The following is a 15053-nucleotide window of genomic DNA, read 5'->3' as shown; positions in this document are numbered from 1 at the left end:
CCCATCACCTCATCACTGGCCCCAAACGGAAGTCGAAAAAAAAATTAAGAGTTTTTGCCTTGACAATATTACTAGCTACTCATATAGTTGAAATAAGAGAAGAAACAAACTTTTTAACGATCCCAACTGGGTGGGAACGTCAAAACTTCTGTACGGATAGGAGGAATCATGGCTCATATCGCGATCGTCGGTGGTGGGATTGGCGGCTTACCAACCGCTTACGAACTGAGACATTTATTACCGCGCGAACACAAAATCACACTCATCTCCGATCGATCGAAATTTACGTTTATTCCGTCGCTGCCGTGGGTGGCGTTCGACATGACGCCGCTGGAAAACGTGCAGCTTGAAATCGAACCGTTACTGAAATGGCGGGGTATCGATTGGGTAGACGGTCGAGTGACCCATCTCGATCCCGAGGCAAAAACCCTCGTGGCCGGCGATCGCACATTGAACTACGACTACCTCGTGATTGCCACCGGAGCGTCTTTGAACACCGACGCAGTTCCCGGTTTGGGACCGGATAAAGGCTATACCCATTCCGTGTGCAACCCGCACCACGCTGAAATGGCTCGCGAAGCCTGGTTGGAATTTGAAGCCAATCCCGGGCCGCTGGTAGTGGGAGCCGTACCGGGCGCCAGTTGCATGGGACCGGCTTACGAATTCGCGCTGCTGGCCGACCACGTATTACGAAAACGGGGACTGCGCGATCGCGTACCCATTACCTTCGTTTCCCCGGAACCCTATGCCGGACACCTGGGCATTGGTGGCATGGCCAACTCCGGAAAACTGGTGACGCAACTGTTTGAAATGAAGCAGATCGATTGGATCGAAAACGCTGCGGTCACCGAAATTACCCCTGACGAGATTTGCTTGGCAGACGGACGCCGTCTTCCCTTCAAATACTCAATGCTACTGCCGCCGTTTTTGGGTGCGAAATTCCTACGAGACGTTCCCGGATTGACGGACGCCAAAGGCTTCGTTCCGGTGAAACCGACTTATCGACATCCCGACTTCCCGTCGATCTACAGCCTCGGCATCGCCATTCAACTGGCACCACCGGAAAAAACCCCCGTACCGCTCGGCGTTCCCAAAACTGGGCAAATGACGGAATCCATGGGGATGGCGGTGGCTCACAACATCGCTCGCGACCTCGGCGTGATTCAAAGCGATCCCGTCAAGCCGACTCTGGAAGCCATTTGTATGGCGGACTTCGGCGATACGGGCATCATCTTCATCGCTCAACCGGTGTTACCGGAACTCGAAAGCGGAACGCGCCGCCGGGCGATCGCCAAACGAGGCATTTGGGTCAGTTGGATCAAAACCGCCTTCGAGCGATTCTTTATGGCGAAGATGCAGAACGGTCTGGGAATCCCCTGGTTTGAAAAATTGGGGTTAGGTATGCTCGGCATCCGTCTCGTCGAACCCCTATCTGAGGCCGAACGACTAGAGGAAATGACTCATGGATCTGGATCTGGATCTCGCCCTTCCGGAAGCCGAGTTGGAGTGGCTCGCGAGTCGGTTCAAAATCCTTAGCGAACCGACACGACTGCAAATCCTCGCGGCGATTTGCCAACAGGAACGGAAAGTTTGCGACATCTGCGATCGAACCGGACTGTCTCAAGCCAACGTTTCCAAACACTTACGACTGCTCAAAGACGCGGGCGTCGTCTCCTGTCGTCGCGAGGGCGTCAGTCGGTACTACCGTCTCGTCGATAGCGATTTGCTCGACTTGTGTACCAAAGCCCGCTGTCGCAACCGCACCGGATAAGCCTATAGTGTCCGTCGGCTATGCGATCGAACGCGATCGCGACCCCTAACCCTTCACGCTTCACCCTCGTACTGCCATGACCCACTCGTTCCTACACTTACAGCCTGACAAAAATCTATTGCAGAAAGTCGGCACCGTTGGATTGGTGGGCTTGTTAGTCGCCACTGCCGGGGGAGCGGGTTGGATTGCGGCGCGTCAAGACCGCGAACCCGTCGCCCACGCTGCCACCGAAGCGGCCAGTTTTCGGGTCAAAACCGCCCTGGCCCAACGGAATCCCGTCGAAGCAGACCGTATTCTGACCGGTTCCGTGGAAGCCGTCGATACCACCACCCTGACCAGTCGAGTCATGGGAACGATTCGCGAGTTGTCGGTGGAAGAGGGCGATCGCGTCCGGGCTGGAGATCCCATCGCCTTTATCGACGTAGCGGACATCCAAGCCCAGCGCAATCAAGCCGAGGCCAGCGTTCCCCAAGCGCAAGCCTCCGTCAGCGCGGCGCAGTCGGCTTATTTAGCCGCTCAGTCGCAACAAAACCAAGCCCGAGCCTTCGGGGTGGAAGCCCAAGCGTTCCGCGCCGAAGCGCAAACGCGACTCGACCAGGCCATCGCCGCCCACGAAGCGGCTAAAGCGCAACTGCAAGAAGCGCAAGCCAACCTCGAGGACGCCAAGCTCAACCAACGCCGGATGGCCATGTTGCAGGCCGACGGTGCCGTGAGTCAGTCGCGCCTCGACGAAGCCAACACTCGCCTGGCCATGGCAGAAGCCCAGGTCGAACAGGTGCGATCGGAAATCGAACGCCGTCGCAGCGCCATCGACCAAGCGCGGACGCAAATCGCACAGGCCAACGCCCAAGTCGAACAGGCCAACGCCCAAGTCGAACAGTCGCAAGCGCAAATCGACCAAGCTCAAGCCCAAGTCGAACAAGCCCAAGCGGGAGTTCGCCAAGCTCAAGCTCAGGTCGAACGCACGGTGGCCGATCTCGATTACGGCACGGTGACGGCGCCCTTCGACGGCGTAATTACCCGCAAACATACCGACGTCGGCGCGATGGCAGGGGCGGGACAGTCCATCGTTACCCTCGAAAGTACCGATCGCCTGCGGTTTAGCGTTCCGGTACCCGAGTCCCTGGTGGGGCAAATGCGCCTGGGACAACCGATGACAGTTCGTATTGACGCCCTCGATCGCGAAGTGCGGGGTCGCGTCAGTCAAATCGTCCCCTCTTCCGACCCGCGAGCGCACAACTTCACTGTCAAAATCGACCTCGAACCCGATAACAGCGTCATGCCGGGGATGTTCGGTCGCTTGGCACTGACCAGCCAAAACCGCGAGGCGCTGATGGTGCCGTCCGAGGCCATCATCGAACGCCTGGGCATTCAAGGCGTCTACGTCGTGCGAGGCAACCAAGCCTATTTCCGCTCCGTGGTGACGGGGGCAACCCACGGCGATGTCGTGGAAATCTTCCGAGGCGTGGAGGAAGGCGATCGCGTCGTCCTCTCTCCCCCGGACGACCTGCGCGATGGCAGTCCCGTGGCCTTAACCAATTAATTTATCGCGAATAATTTATTACAGCGATCTCGAACAGATCGGTGAGGGCGGTGCGTGACGCGGTAATACGCTATTGACCGCAGGACGGACAACAGTAGTCGGCCGCGTCACACACTCTAGCCACTGCTTACTGCTCGCTGTTCGCTGTAAAGAGGGGAGGGTGGGGTGGGAACGTGACGATATCAGTGCGATCGATCGCAGCGATCGCCAGCTCGAACGCAACGAACACAAACTCAAATACCAACTCAAAAGTCAGGAGGATCTTGAATTCTATGGCAGACTTATTTTCTCCCGAATGGATGGAAAGCTACAAAGAGCAATGGAACGCCGAAGCCGAACTGTCCGACGCTCTGGCTAAAATTAACTTCACCGCCAACATTGGCTACGGTTTCAAAGGCGACGACAAACCGATCGGCGTGTTAGTGGTCGAAAACGGAAAAGCTGTTGCTGCTGGCGCCTATGAAGGGCAAGAGCTGAACTGGGATTTGAGAGCCGATCGCAGCCATTGGGACAAATGGGTGAAAAACGGCCTGAACATGATGGGTATGGGCATGGCCTACACCAAAGGCAATCTGAAATTTGTCGTCGGAGACTACGGCGCGATGGTCAAAGATCCCCGCATGGTCGGACCGTTCATCAAATCCTTCTCCGTCATGGGTCGCGTCTAGAAACCCAACACCACTTCGAGGCATCGGAACCGCCGCAGAATCCGATCGCCTCCCATCGATCGGATCGCAGAATTGGCTGCGATCGACGATAATAAAAACTGGGGGTAGTTGTCTTGCAACCCCCAGTTTTCCCGTATTTATTTTTTTGGATTGACGGGTTGTTGCTCCTGTTGCTCCTGCCCGAGGCAAGCTGCTCCACCCACCACTGACCCATGTCCGATACTTTTAGCTCTGTTTACGGCCCTGTTTCCTCTTGGCGCTACGGTAAATCCCTGGGAATCGACCTCCTCGGCCCGGTGTCTACCTGTAGTTTCAACTGCGCCTACTGCCAATTGGGAGACATCCAAAATCGAACCGCTCAACGTCAAGTCTTCGTTCCCACAGAAAAACTGTTAGGAGATTTACAAGCTTTTGCACCGTGGGATGTCGATGTCATCACCTTTAGCGGCAACGGCGAACCGACCCTCGCCCTGAATTTAGGGGAGGCCATCGACGCCGTAAAAGCGTTGACCGACAAACCAGTTGTCGTCTTAACCAACGCCACCTTACTAGGAGATTTGGAAGTACGGCAGGCGCTCTTGAAAACCGATCGCGTCGCGGCCAAATTCGACGCCGTATTTGCCAGCGATCTCCAACGCATCAACCGTCCAGTCTTCGGCATCAACTGGCAAAGTATTTGGGCGGGATTGCAAGAACTCCGCCAAGACTACAACGGCGTCTTTGAAATTCAAACCATGCTGCTGTCGGAGTGGACAGAAGAGCAACAAGCCGAATACATCCGCTTGATAAACCTATTGCAACCCGACACCATCCAACTGAACACGCCCACCCGTCCGAAACCCGTCACGCCGCACCTCGAAACCCGAGGCAACCATTCCGACGCTGCCAGTCGCCCCTACGAAGTTCGCGTACTCAAACAAGTTCCCTTTGAGGTCTTAGAACAAATCGCCTCCCGCATTCACACTGAAACCCACATTCCGGTTCGGTTAGCCCCGACGAAATCCCGAGTCTCCCGTTGAGGAGGTGACTGAAAAACGGTTCGCTGTTCACGGTTCGCTGTTAAAGGGGGGTTGGACTTGTTGGGGTTGGACTTGGGAAGGTTGGCGATCGAGTAGCGGACGAACCAGCCAATACCCCGCCCCGAACGCCGTGACGACGATGGCAGCAATTCCGGCTAACAGCCAAATTCCGCCGCGATCGGAGAAATCTTCGCCGAAAACTGTGGCGTTGTTGGGATCGAACTGCGGGTCTGAAAACAGCCTCGAGGAAGAGGGGTCTTCCATCGACTGGGGAACGTGGGGCGAGTTCGGGTACACCGGGGGTAAATCGGCACTTTTTTCCGGCCGCGTAGTGGCGGGTGGGGCGAAGGCTTCGACGGGGCGATCGCTCCCTTTCGGGCGATGCGGACGGGGCGGCGGAGAAACTCGTTCGGAATTCCCGTGAGATGTCACGTGAGGTGGCGCTTTTAACGCCTCGGCAACTTTCTTCATGTGAAGCGTCGAGTTCACGACTTTTGTCACCTCTGCTTGAAGCTGTTGGTTGTGTTGGCTAAGAGACTGATTTTCTCGCGTGAGTTGCTGGTTTTGTAGGTGAAGGGAATCCAGCATCGCTTGCGTGGCTTGGAGTTCGGCGGCGAGTTCCCGGTACACCGTTAATGGCACGGACGGCGTCGGTCCGTTGGGACTGCCCGAACCGTAGGGGTTTGGATGTTGCATGGGTAGCTTGCTAATCTAGATAGGTTGAGTCGGTGCGCGTTGCCCACTTGACGGGTTGGATTCTTCGGTTCCAGCCTCTTGTTTTTTACTATGCCTCAAAACGGGAAAAATCGAAACTCTGTTGAGGCATTTTGTCAACAGAATTAGTTCGGCGAACTAAGTTTTTAGGGAAAGTCAAGCAGATATGAGCGAGTTACATTCGGCCTCGAACGGCATTTCGGAGCAGGAAAGCGCCCAAACGACGACAGAGATTAAATACGGCGAACGGGAAATTCAAGAGGGCAAACTTATTACGTTTCCCAACCCTCGCGTCGGTCGCCGTTACGAAATTAACATCACGTTACCGGAATTTACCTGTAAGTGTCCGTTTTCGGGATATCCCGATTTTGCCACCCTCGAGATTACTTACGTTCCCGACGAGCGCGTGGTGGAGTTGAAAGCCATCAAACTCTATATCAACAGTTACCGCGATCGCTATATTTCTCACGAGGAATCGGCCAATCAAATCCTCGATGATTTCGTGGCCGCGTGCGACCCTTTGGAAGCTCGATTGAAAGCCGATTTTCACCCGCGCGGTAACGTTCATACGGTGATTGAGGTTCGCCACGTCAAAAGTAGCGATCGATAAGGTTCGTTACGGGCGATCGCCTCAGCGATGCGTTCTACTTTTGCCCCCCGAATTCACTAGTTTAGGGGGTTTTTTCTCTGTTTTTTTGAGGCTTTTTCTCCGCTTGGATTCTATAGCAATTCTCAGTCAATTGTGGCCATTCACAAACTAACAGATGTGAAACTCAAGATCGAACCGGGGATTGGGTCGCAAATTATTTCGTATTGCTAGAGTTAGAGGCGATCGCTCTTGGGATGTATAACCCAATCGCTTCTCTTGTCAAGTTTGTATTAATCTTGAAATGGGGCGGGGATGGAATTGCTTGCAACAGCCATACTATTGCCGGATATTTTTAATCTTTATTCTTAGATCAAGGACTTGGTAAATTGACATTTCAAGCCAATAAAAACCAAAACAAAAATGAGCCAGCATAGAATTTCAAAGTTATTTTTTTGTTATTTTTTTTTAAATTTAACGCCCTCGATAAAAATATCAAAAGTCTTACTGTTGCGTTCTTAAATTCAGATACTAGAGGGTGTTTCTAGGATTTTTTGCCAATTATTTTTTACTAATTACAAAAACGTTTTTATATTGGCCAAAATAGTTGCGATTTACCATAGAATTCGCGTATTAACTATTCACTCATTACTCAAACTTAAAAAGCCCCTTTTTGAGTTTTATAAACTGCAATAATCTCTAATATTTTGCCAGGCGATCGCCTATGGCTTTATGGTAAATTAAATATAAAGTGATTTGTGGGTTCTTCAAGCCCTTCCAGACGACAAACCTATGTTGATTCTCCTGTTCTAACATCGTCCCCGCCCCGAAAAAGAATATGACTCGAGAACCCCAAAGCCATGTCTCGGCTAAAACCGCACTCCAAGCGCCGAGAATCGCTCTAACCGCCCTCTGTTGGCTGTCTGTTTCGCCCCAAACCGTCCTCGGACAAATCGTTCCAGACAACAGCCTTCCCGTTCCGTCGCGCGTCACCCCAAGCGGCGAAACCTACACCATCGACGGCGGCACCGAAGCCGGAAACAACCTGTTTCATTCGTTCGATCGCTTCTCCCTTCCTACCGCCACCGAAGCCGTTTTCAACAACCGCCCCAACATCGAGAACGTTCTCACCCGCGTTACGGGGGGCGAAATCTCCAACATTGACGGATTGATTCGCGCCAACGGAACGGCGAACCTATTTCTCCTCAACCCCAACGGTATCGTCTTCGGCGAAAACGCCCGCCTCGACATTGGCGGCTCGTTTTTCGCCAGTACCGCAGACAGTCTCGTGTTTGAAAACGGTTTAGAATACAGCGCCAGAACGCCGCAAACTCAACCGTTACTCTCCGTGAGCGTTCCGGTGGGGCTGCAATTTAACGGAAACGGAGGAGCGATTCAAGTTCGCGGTAGGGGTCACAATTTGACGGTGAGGAATTTGGTGTTTGACGCGATCGAACGAGACCCTCAAATCCCCAATCCGTCGCAATTGCAAGTCAACCCCGGCCGAACTTTGGCTTTAATCGGCGGCGAGGTGGATTTAAACGGCACGATGTTGACTGCCGAAAGCGGACGTATCGAACTCGGCGGTGTCAGAGAAGGATTCGTCGAGTTAATCCCCCCCACATCTGCGGCCAACCCTCACTGGCGTCTTGACTATCAAGGCGTCTCTGAGTTTCGAGACTTGCACCTCGTCGGACAAACCGCCCTCGACGTCAGCGGAAACGGGGTCGGGTCGATGCAATTGGTGGGGGAAAATATTGATTTGCGAGATGGGTCGATCGCGCTGATGCAAAACCGAGGGACTCAGCCGTTCGGTCTCCTGCGGGTGCAGGCGGCGGAATCCCTCACCTTGACGGGGGCGACCCCCGATGGCGGTATCCCCACGAGCTTTCGTCCAGAAACGGTCGGTGCGGGGGATACTGGAGAAATCGAGATCGTCACCAGACGGTTGGTTCTGCAAGCGGGAGGACAAGTTTACAATCGCACGCAGGGCAGCGGAAATACGGGCGATATTCATATTAGAGCCTCCGAATCGATCGACGTCATCGGATCTGCCCCTACCAATCCTCTGGCTACGAGTTGGATTCTCAATTCCACCGTTGGTGCGGGTTCGACGGGGGACGTGACGGTTGCAACTGGGAATCTCAGGCTTCGCGGGGGAGGCAGTTTGACCACTTCAGTCTTTAGTAGTGGGTCGGCGGGCAACCTTCAAATCGACGTGCGGGATACTGTGGAAGCCATCGGCGTCGAACCCCGAATTATCCTGCCAACGCTGATTTCGTCGGTGACGAACGGCACGGGAAACGCGGGAAACGTGACGATTAATGCCAGGAGAGCGATCGTGCGGGATGGGGGACGACTGGCCTCGTTTACCGTTGCTGCTGGGGACGGCGGACGGCTCGTCATTAACGCTCGAGAGTGGGTAGAAGTCAGCGGAACTGTTCCCGGTTCGATTAATCCCAGTTCGATCGATGCGAGTGCGAACGAGGTGGATATCATTACGCAGGAAACCTTTGGCATTCCGGCTATTCCTGCGGGATCTCCTGGGAATTTGGAAATTAACACGCCTCGGTTAAGGGTGACGGACGGGGGACTCGTCACGGTTCGCAACGACGGTACGGGAGGGGCGGGCAAACTTCAGGTGAATGCGGAGGCGGTGTCGATCGATCGCGGTGGCGGCATTACGGCGGCAACGCGGGCTGGGGGCGGCGGTAATATCGTCCTTAACGTGGAGGGGTCGTTGCAACTGCGCCGCGCCAGTCGGGTGACGGCGGAAGCCCAAGGAACGGGCGACGGGGGCAACGTTACGATCTCGACGGATACGATTTCTCTGCTGGAGGGGAGTTCGATCGATGCCAACGCCTTGCAGGGAAATGGCGGTAATATCGCTATCGAAACGCAGGGACTTTTTGTGTCTCCCGACAGCAACATCACGGCGAGTTCTCAATTGGGGGTTGATGGGTTAGTTGAAATTACCCAGCCTCAAATCGATACCAGTTCGGCGTTGATGCAGTTGAGCGCGGAACCCATCGACTCCACGACGCAAGTGGTTTCGGCTTGTACGGCGGCTCAGACGAATTCTTTTGTGGTGACGGGAAACGGCGGTTTACCTCCCGATCCCACTGATACGCTACGGCGTCAAACGGTTTGGGTGGATATGACCTTGACAGAAATGGAGTTTTATGGTAATAGAAGTGGCTCGAAATCGAGTGGGTCTCCCCACCGTTTCGAGACTGAGGTGTTGACAGAGGCGATCGCTTGGCAACGCGACGCCGATGGAACGGTGGAGTTAATCGGCAATGGCTTTTTGGGATACGTTCGGTTCGATGGCCCCGACTGTGGCGATCGATAATTTTATTTTAAGGTGGATTGCAAGGTGAAACCCAGGAAAATCCCCGTTTTTTATCGCGCGTTCGAGTTTTAAACAATGGCAGTTTTCGGGGAATCTCCGATATTTGAAGTAGGAGCGCAAACCGTTCGCCCCTACTGCCGAAGGTTGAATTAACATTCAAACAACTCGTTGCAAACGCTATGAATTTTCGATTCGATCGATGGACGTTGTTTAAGCTGTCTTCAATATCTCCAGCCTTATGGCTCGGCTTTGGCTTAACCCATCCGGTGGCGGCTCAAATTATCCCCGACCAACAGCTTGCCGTCCCGTCTCGCGTCACCATAGAAGACAACCGTTACCTGATCGACGGCGGGACCGAAGCCGGAAACAACCTGTTTCATTCCTTCGATCGCTTCTCCCTTCCCACCGCCACAGAAGCCGTTTTCAACAACGCGGCGACGGTCGAAAATATCCTCACCCGCGTCACGGGGGGCGAAATCTCCAACATCGACGGACTGATTCGCGCCAACGGGACGGCGAACCTATTTCTCCTCAATCCTAACGGTATTATTTTCGGTGAAAACGCCCGCCTCGACATCGGCGGGTCTTTTTTTGCCAGTACCGCAGACAGCCTCGTATTTGAAAACGGAGGGGAATACAGCGCCCGGACGCCGGAAACTCAACCGTTACTGTCGGTGAGCGTTCCGGTGGGGCTGCAATTTAACGGGAACGGGGGTGAGATAGCAGTTCGCGGCGGCGGTCACGGCCTCACCGCCGCCGATTCCCTATTAGCCCCCTTCGTTCGCGATCGCGACAGTGGAGGGTTGCGAGTCGATGCCGATCGCACCCTGGCGTTAATCGGCGGCGACGTGAATCTAGACGGCGGGAGGCTCACCGCCGACAGCGGACGGATCGAACTGGGGGCAGTGGAAAGGGGTTTTGTGAGCTTGAGGGGTTCCCCATTGGACGAGAGCCAACCGTGGCATCTCGACTACGGCGGCGTTTCAGAATTTCGAGACTTGCGCCTGGTTCGACAAGCGGCCGCCGAAGTCAGCGGGATCGGTGTCGGTTCTATGCAAGTGGTGGGACGGCGCGTGACCTTGAGCGATGGCTCTTTAATTTGGCTGCAAAATCAAGGAATGCAGCCGTTTGAAGCGTTGCGCGTGCGGGCGTCCGAGTCTTTATTGTTGACGGGTTCGACTCCCGAGGGATCGATCGTCAGTAGCTTGGTTCAAGAGACCCTAGGGAGGGGAAAGGCGGGATCGATCGAGGTCACGGCGGGGCAAATCAGGATTGAAGAAGGGGCGCAAATCCTCAACCGAACTCTCGGTATCGGACAAGCGGGGGATCTCGACGTGAGAGCCTCCGAATCGATCGACATCATCGGCGCTTCGATCGATTCTCCTGCTCAATTAAGCCTCATTATCAACTTCAGCTTCGGGACCGGTTCCACAGGTGACGTAACCGTATCGACACCGTTTTTAACCCTTCGGCAAGGGGGACTCGTCGCCACCAACAGCTTTGGCACCGGAGCGGCGGGAAACGTCCTGGTCAACGTCACAGACACCGTAGAAGTCCGGGGCATCGAACCGACCGTTCTCGTTCCCAGTACGATTTCTGCCTCAACGAACAGTTCGGGGAATGCCGGAAACGTGACGATTAACACCGCCAGAGCCATCGTCAGGGACGGCGGACGAGTGGGGTCGTTTACCTTTGCTGACGGAAACGGCGGTCGGGTTCGGGTCAATGCCACAGAGTTTGTAGAAGTCAGCGGACTGGCACCGGAATCGGTCAATCCCAGCCTCATCGATGCCAGCGCCATTCCGGTTGATGCGGTGACGCAACAAGTCTTTGGGCTTCCGCCAGTTCCCTCGGGGTCTCCCGGCAATTTGGAAATTAACACCCCCGTTTTACGGGTGAACGACGGCGGACTCGTCACGGTTCGCAACGACGGAACGGGAGGGGCGGGAACCCTGCGGGCGAACGCGGAGACGGTTTTACTCGACGGCGGCGGCAGCATCACCGCTTCCACGCGGTCGGGACGCGGTGGCAATATCGCCCTGACGGTGGAGGATTCGTTGCAACTGCGCGGTGGAAGTCGCATTACCGCCGAAGCCGGAGGAAATGGAAACGGGGGAAATTTAGCGATCGCCGCCGATACCATCGCTCTGTTGGAGGGCAGCAGTATCGACGCCAACGCCCTCGAGGGTCAGGGGGGAAATATTCAGATTGTTACCCAAGGGCTGTTTTTGTCTCCCGACAGTCGAATTACGGCCAGTTCTCAACTGGGGGTTGACGGCGTGGTGGCGGTGACGCAGCCGGAAATCGATACCAGTTCGGCGTTGGTGCAGTTGAGCGAGGAACCCATCGACCCTACGACGCAAGTGGTTTCGGCTTGTACGGCGGCTCAGACGAATTCCTTTGTGGTGACGGGAAACGGCGGTTTACCGCCCGATCCCACTGATACGCTACGGGGTCAAACGGTTTGGGTGGATATGACCTTGACAGAATTTCAGATTTATGGTAATAAAACCGAATCGAACTCGAGTGAGTCTCCCGACCGCTTCGAGACTGAGGTGTTGACAGAAGCCACCGCTTGGCAACGCCGAGAAGACGGAACGGTGGCGTTAGTTGCCAGACCTTCGCTAGGAAGGAACTGGCGATTTCTGTCCTCAAACTGCCTGTAGGACTCAGCTCAATTTCACTACAGGCATATCGTCGATTAAGGTATTCAGCGTTAGCAAATCTTCGACGGTGATGCGAAGAAACTGCCGTTCGTCGATGCGAAATTGAACTTTGACGCGATCGCTCCCTGGGGAGCCGGGGGGATCGAGATTGGCGATGGTGCGTCCGGCGTCGGTGTCGTTGAGGGGTCTGACGGTGCGATCGATCCCCACGCTGCGCGTCACCAGGCGATCGCCGTCGAAGTAGACTTCAGTGGCAGTATTTTCGGCGCCCAATTCTCCGATCGTCAGTTCGATTTTCGGTTGTTGCTCCATCGAGGCTCCTAAAAACAGTTCGATGGGTCGTTCGGTGGGGTAGGGTTGACCGGGTTGGATAATCGGATGCCAGTCGTGAGCGTTGTTGCGGCGGTTCCAGTAGCGAATGCCGTAACCGTGATAGAGAAAATCCTTCAGTTGGATGCCTTGGGTTAGTTGTAAGGCGCCGGTGGCGATGGCTTCGAGGGGTCGATCGCTGCGAATTTTCGACCCCTCGAAATATTGATGAACCCAGTTGCGAACCGCCGGAATTTGGGAACTTCCCCCCACTAACACCACGGCGTCGATATCCCGAGATTCGAGTCCCTGGCGTCTGGCTTGTTGCAACACCTGCGTCATCGCCTCGTCGAGGCGATCGAAAAACTGATGTTCTTGCAAAATGGCTTCAAACTCCGTGCGATCGAGCTTCAATTCGTAACTGTCGAAGGTTTCATCGTCGAAATAGACTTCGCTGGCACTATCTAACAACGAAAGTTGAATTTTCAACCGTTCGGCGAGGCGCGTCGTCAGCGGCGTTTTCAGGAGATTTTGGGTCTCGACAAAGCGATCGACCAACCAATTATCGATATCTGCACCGCCTAAATTCTGCCCGGATTTCGCCAACACCTTCGCCGTTTGCACTTTCTGACCGGATTTTTCCGCAAAGGACTTATCCCCCCATTTCAGAATAAAACCCAGGGGATTTCGTTGTTGTTCGGCAACTCGGTCTAACTGCACCAAAGATAAATCCAGAGTTCCCCCGCCGAAATCCACCACCAGCAAAACATCCGCCTCGGCGACACCGTATCCCAAGGCGGCGGCGGTGGGTTCGTCGATGAGCCGAACCTGTTCGATATCGCGGCATTCAACGACACCTCCCAGCCAATGGCGATACGCCTCGAAGCTATCGACGGGAACCGTCAGAACGAGGGAATCTAGGGGAAGGGGAACTTCCCCCACAGCGTTGAGAAGGCGATCGAGGAACCAGGTTCCCACTTGCTCGAAGGTGATGGGTTTTCCGTCAAGTTCTGGGAGAAATCCTTGGATATCCGAACCGATTCCCCGTTTGAAGTTACTGAAAAAGCGAGAATCGGATTTCACGTCCAACCCGCGATCGATAGTACCTTGTCCGACGACGATGGCCTCAGTAGCGGCGTTTTCCACGTAAACGAGACTGGGAACGACAGGCGGATTTTTCCCTTGCTGTCGCGTCAATCCCGGTAATTTGAGAAGTTCGGGTTGTTCGGTGGCGGCGTTCCACCGAGCGATAACGGTATTGCTGGTTCCGAAGTCGATCGCGATCGTCATATTGGCGTAAGTCTATAGAATTAAGGGTTCAGACTAACTCGGACAAATTGACCTTGACAATAATTGTCATTTTAAAGTGTCATTTTAAAATAGGCGTCGATACCTTCGAGAGACTCGAGAAACCTTTTGACTCGAAGGGATTCCAAGCCTCCCCAGTCGAAAACCCGGCTGAAGAATTGCACCCATGACCGATTCCCAATCTCAACCCTCCCACAAATCCCGCTTGCGCCGCCAGCTATTAAAAACCCGTCAATCCCTGTCGGAAGCCGAATGGCGCGATCGCAGCCATCGCCTTTGTCGTCAGTTACACTCGAGTTCCACCTTCACCGCCGCCAAAACCGTCCTCGGTTATTTCAGCTTTCGCGGCGAACCGGATTTGAGTCCCGCCATTAACCACGATCGCCGCTGGGGATTCCCTCGCTGCGTGGGAAAATCCCTAACCTGGCATTACTGGAACCTCGGAGATCCCCTCGTAGACGGCGCCTTTGGCATTCGCGAACCCCACGCCGAAGCCTCGATCGTCGCTCCCGAATCCGTCGATTTAATGCTCGTTCCCGCCGTCGCCTGCGACGCCAACGGCTACCGCTTAGGATACGGCGGCGGGTTCTACGATCGCCTGTTAAGCCTTCCGGCATGGCAACAAGTTCCCGCGATCGCCGTCGTCTTCGATTTCGCCTACCTTCCCAACCTCCCCGTCGATGGCTGGGATCAGCGTTTAGACGGCATTTGCACCGAATCCGCATTTCGCCTGTTCGATAAAAAATCCCCCTCCCCCACCGTTTCCTAAAAAAATTCAAAAAAAATCCACTTGAGGGGTTGCCGTTTGCTAAATTCCTGTGCTACGATTAGAAATCGTCAGGACGCATAGCTCAGTTGGTTAGAGCACCACGTTGACATCGTGGGGGTCACTGGTTCGAGTCCAGTTGTGTCCATTGGAAAGCTCAATCTCAAAGGTCAGAAGCTCGGACATCAAACCACCGAGATTGTCCAAACCCAGTAATTCGATCCCGATCGAGACGCAACCCGTCCGACCGGGATTTTTCAGTGAGCAGTGAACAGTGAACAGTGATACGGAATCCGTTCCCGAGAAGCTAGGTTTCAAGAAGCCTTCACGACAACTGGTCAGGTTAGGCAA

At 54.6% G+C, this 15053-nt stretch carries 11 protein-coding genes and 1 tRNA gene; 10 read left to right on the top strand and 2 right to left on the bottom strand.

Going from position 1 to position 15053, the window contains the following annotated elements; genetic code table 11:
• Positions 1 to 168 precede the first annotated feature (168 nt).
• The 5 genes from ACP5D4_RS07640 to ACP5D4_RS07620 all read left to right on the top strand — a co-directional run bounded on the left by ACP5D4_RS07640 (position 169) and on the right by ACP5D4_RS07620 (position 5001).
• Positions 169 to 1536, top strand: a complete 1368-nt coding sequence (locus ACP5D4_RS07640; protein WP_428011036.1) for an NAD(P)/FAD-dependent oxidoreductase — start codon at positions 169 to 171, stop codon at positions 1534 to 1536.
• The gene (locus tag ACP5D4_RS07635; protein WP_428011035.1) at positions 1463 to 1771 is read left to right on the top strand and encodes an ArsR/SmtB family transcription factor; all 309 of its coding nucleotides are present in this window, start codon (positions 1463 to 1465) and stop codon (positions 1769 to 1771) included. Before ACP5D4_RS07640 ends, ACP5D4_RS07635 begins: the two co-directional genes overlap by 74 nt.
• Before the next feature lie 76 nt (positions 1772 to 1847).
• The gene (locus tag ACP5D4_RS07630) at positions 1848 to 3314 is read left to right on the top strand and encodes an efflux RND transporter periplasmic adaptor subunit (protein WP_428011034.1); all 1467 of its coding nucleotides are present in this window, start codon (positions 1848 to 1850) and stop codon (positions 3312 to 3314) included.
• 272 nt (positions 3315 to 3586) lie between these two features.
• Positions 3587 to 3982, top strand: coding sequence for an SCP-2 sterol transfer family protein (locus ACP5D4_RS07625; RefSeq protein ID WP_428011033.1), 396 nt, complete (start codon positions 3587 to 3589; stop codon positions 3980 to 3982).
• Positions 3983 to 4194: 212 nt separating this feature from the next.
• A complete protein-coding gene (locus ACP5D4_RS07620; protein WP_428011032.1) occupies positions 4195 to 5001 on the top strand; it encodes a radical SAM protein in 807 nt (268 codons plus the stop codon).
• 27 nt (positions 5002 to 5028) lie between these two features.
• Here ACP5D4_RS07620 and ACP5D4_RS07615 read toward each other — a convergent pair whose 3' ends face one another.
• The gene (locus tag ACP5D4_RS07615; RefSeq protein ID WP_428011031.1) at positions 5029 to 5697 is read right to left on the bottom strand and encodes a hypothetical protein; all 669 of its coding nucleotides are present in this window, start codon (positions 5695 to 5697) and stop codon (positions 5029 to 5031) included.
• A gap of 184 nt (positions 5698 to 5881) precedes the next feature.
• Here ACP5D4_RS07615 and queF point away from each other — a divergent pair, with 184 nt between their 5' ends.
• From queF to ACP5D4_RS07600, 3 genes are all read left to right on the top strand, one after another.
• Positions 5882 to 6325, top strand: coding sequence for a preQ(1) synthase (gene queF, locus ACP5D4_RS07610; protein ID WP_428011030.1), 444 nt, complete (start codon positions 5882 to 5884; stop codon positions 6323 to 6325).
• 814 nt (positions 6326 to 7139) lie between these two features.
• Entirely contained in the window at positions 7140 to 9653 is a 2514-nt protein-coding gene (locus ACP5D4_RS07605; RefSeq protein ID WP_428011029.1) for a filamentous hemagglutinin N-terminal domain-containing protein, read from the top strand.
• 179 nt (positions 9654 to 9832) lie between these two features.
• Positions 9833 to 12319 carry a filamentous hemagglutinin N-terminal domain-containing protein gene (locus ACP5D4_RS07600; protein WP_428011028.1) on the top strand — a complete coding sequence of 829 codons (2487 nt, stop codon included), beginning with the start codon at positions 9833 to 9835 and terminating at the stop codon, positions 12317 to 12319.
• A gap of 3 nt (positions 12320 to 12322) precedes the next feature.
• Here ACP5D4_RS07600 and ACP5D4_RS07595 read toward each other — a convergent pair whose 3' ends face one another.
• Positions 12323 to 13918 carry an Hsp70 family protein gene (locus ACP5D4_RS07595; protein ID WP_428011027.1) on the bottom strand — a complete coding sequence of 532 codons (1596 nt, stop codon included), beginning with the start codon at positions 13916 to 13918 and terminating at the stop codon, positions 12323 to 12325.
• Between the two features lie 184 nt (positions 13919 to 14102).
• Between ACP5D4_RS07595 and ACP5D4_RS07590 the strand changes: the two genes are divergently transcribed.
• The gene (locus tag ACP5D4_RS07590; protein ID WP_428011026.1) at positions 14103 to 14705 is read left to right on the top strand and encodes a 5-formyltetrahydrofolate cyclo-ligase; all 603 of its coding nucleotides are present in this window, start codon (positions 14103 to 14105) and stop codon (positions 14703 to 14705) included.
• Between the two features lie 71 nt (positions 14706 to 14776).
• Positions 14777 to 14850 (top strand) — tRNA-Val (locus tag ACP5D4_RS07585).
• Positions 14851 to 15053: the final 203 nt, after the last annotated feature.

This window comes from Baaleninema sp. (assembly GCF_049974805.1).
Lineage (GTDB): Bacteria > Cyanobacteriota > Cyanobacteriia > Cyanobacteriales > Geitlerinemataceae > Baaleninema.
Note: the sequence above shows the minus strand (reverse complement) of the source record. Positions and strands in the feature narration are given on the sequence as shown.

Excerpts from the sequence above, each read along its gene's own strand:
- ACP5D4_RS07640 (WP_428011036.1), top strand. The coding sequence starts at position 169 with ATGGCTCATATCGCGATCGTCGGTGGTGGGATTGGCGGCTTACCAACC.
- ACP5D4_RS07635 (WP_428011035.1), top strand. The coding sequence starts at position 1,463 with ATGGATCTGGATCTGGATCTCGCCCTTCCGGAAGCCGAGTTGGAGTGG.
- ACP5D4_RS07630 (WP_428011034.1), top strand. The coding sequence starts at position 1,848 with ATGACCCACTCGTTCCTACACTTACAGCCTGACAAAAATCTATTGCAG.
- ACP5D4_RS07625 (WP_428011033.1), top strand. The coding sequence starts at position 3,587 with ATGGCAGACTTATTTTCTCCCGAATGGATGGAAAGCTACAAAGAGCAA.
- ACP5D4_RS07620 (WP_428011032.1), top strand. The coding sequence starts at position 4,195 with ATGTCCGATACTTTTAGCTCTGTTTACGGCCCTGTTTCCTCTTGGCGC.
- ACP5D4_RS07615 (WP_428011031.1), bottom strand. The coding sequence starts at position 5,697 with ATGCAACATCCAAACCCCTACGGTTCGGGCAGTCCCAACGGACCGACG.
- queF (WP_428011030.1), top strand. The coding sequence starts at position 5,882 with ATGAGCGAGTTACATTCGGCCTCGAACGGCATTTCGGAGCAGGAAAGC.
- ACP5D4_RS07605 (WP_428011029.1), top strand. The coding sequence starts at position 7,140 with ATGACTCGAGAACCCCAAAGCCATGTCTCGGCTAAAACCGCACTCCAA.
- ACP5D4_RS07600 (WP_428011028.1), top strand. The coding sequence starts at position 9,833 with ATGAATTTTCGATTCGATCGATGGACGTTGTTTAAGCTGTCTTCAATA.
- ACP5D4_RS07595 (WP_428011027.1), bottom strand. The coding sequence starts at position 13,918 with ATGACGATCGCGATCGACTTCGGAACCAGCAATACCGTTATCGCTCGG.
- ACP5D4_RS07590 (WP_428011026.1), top strand. The coding sequence starts at position 14,103 with ATGACCGATTCCCAATCTCAACCCTCCCACAAATCCCGCTTGCGCCGC.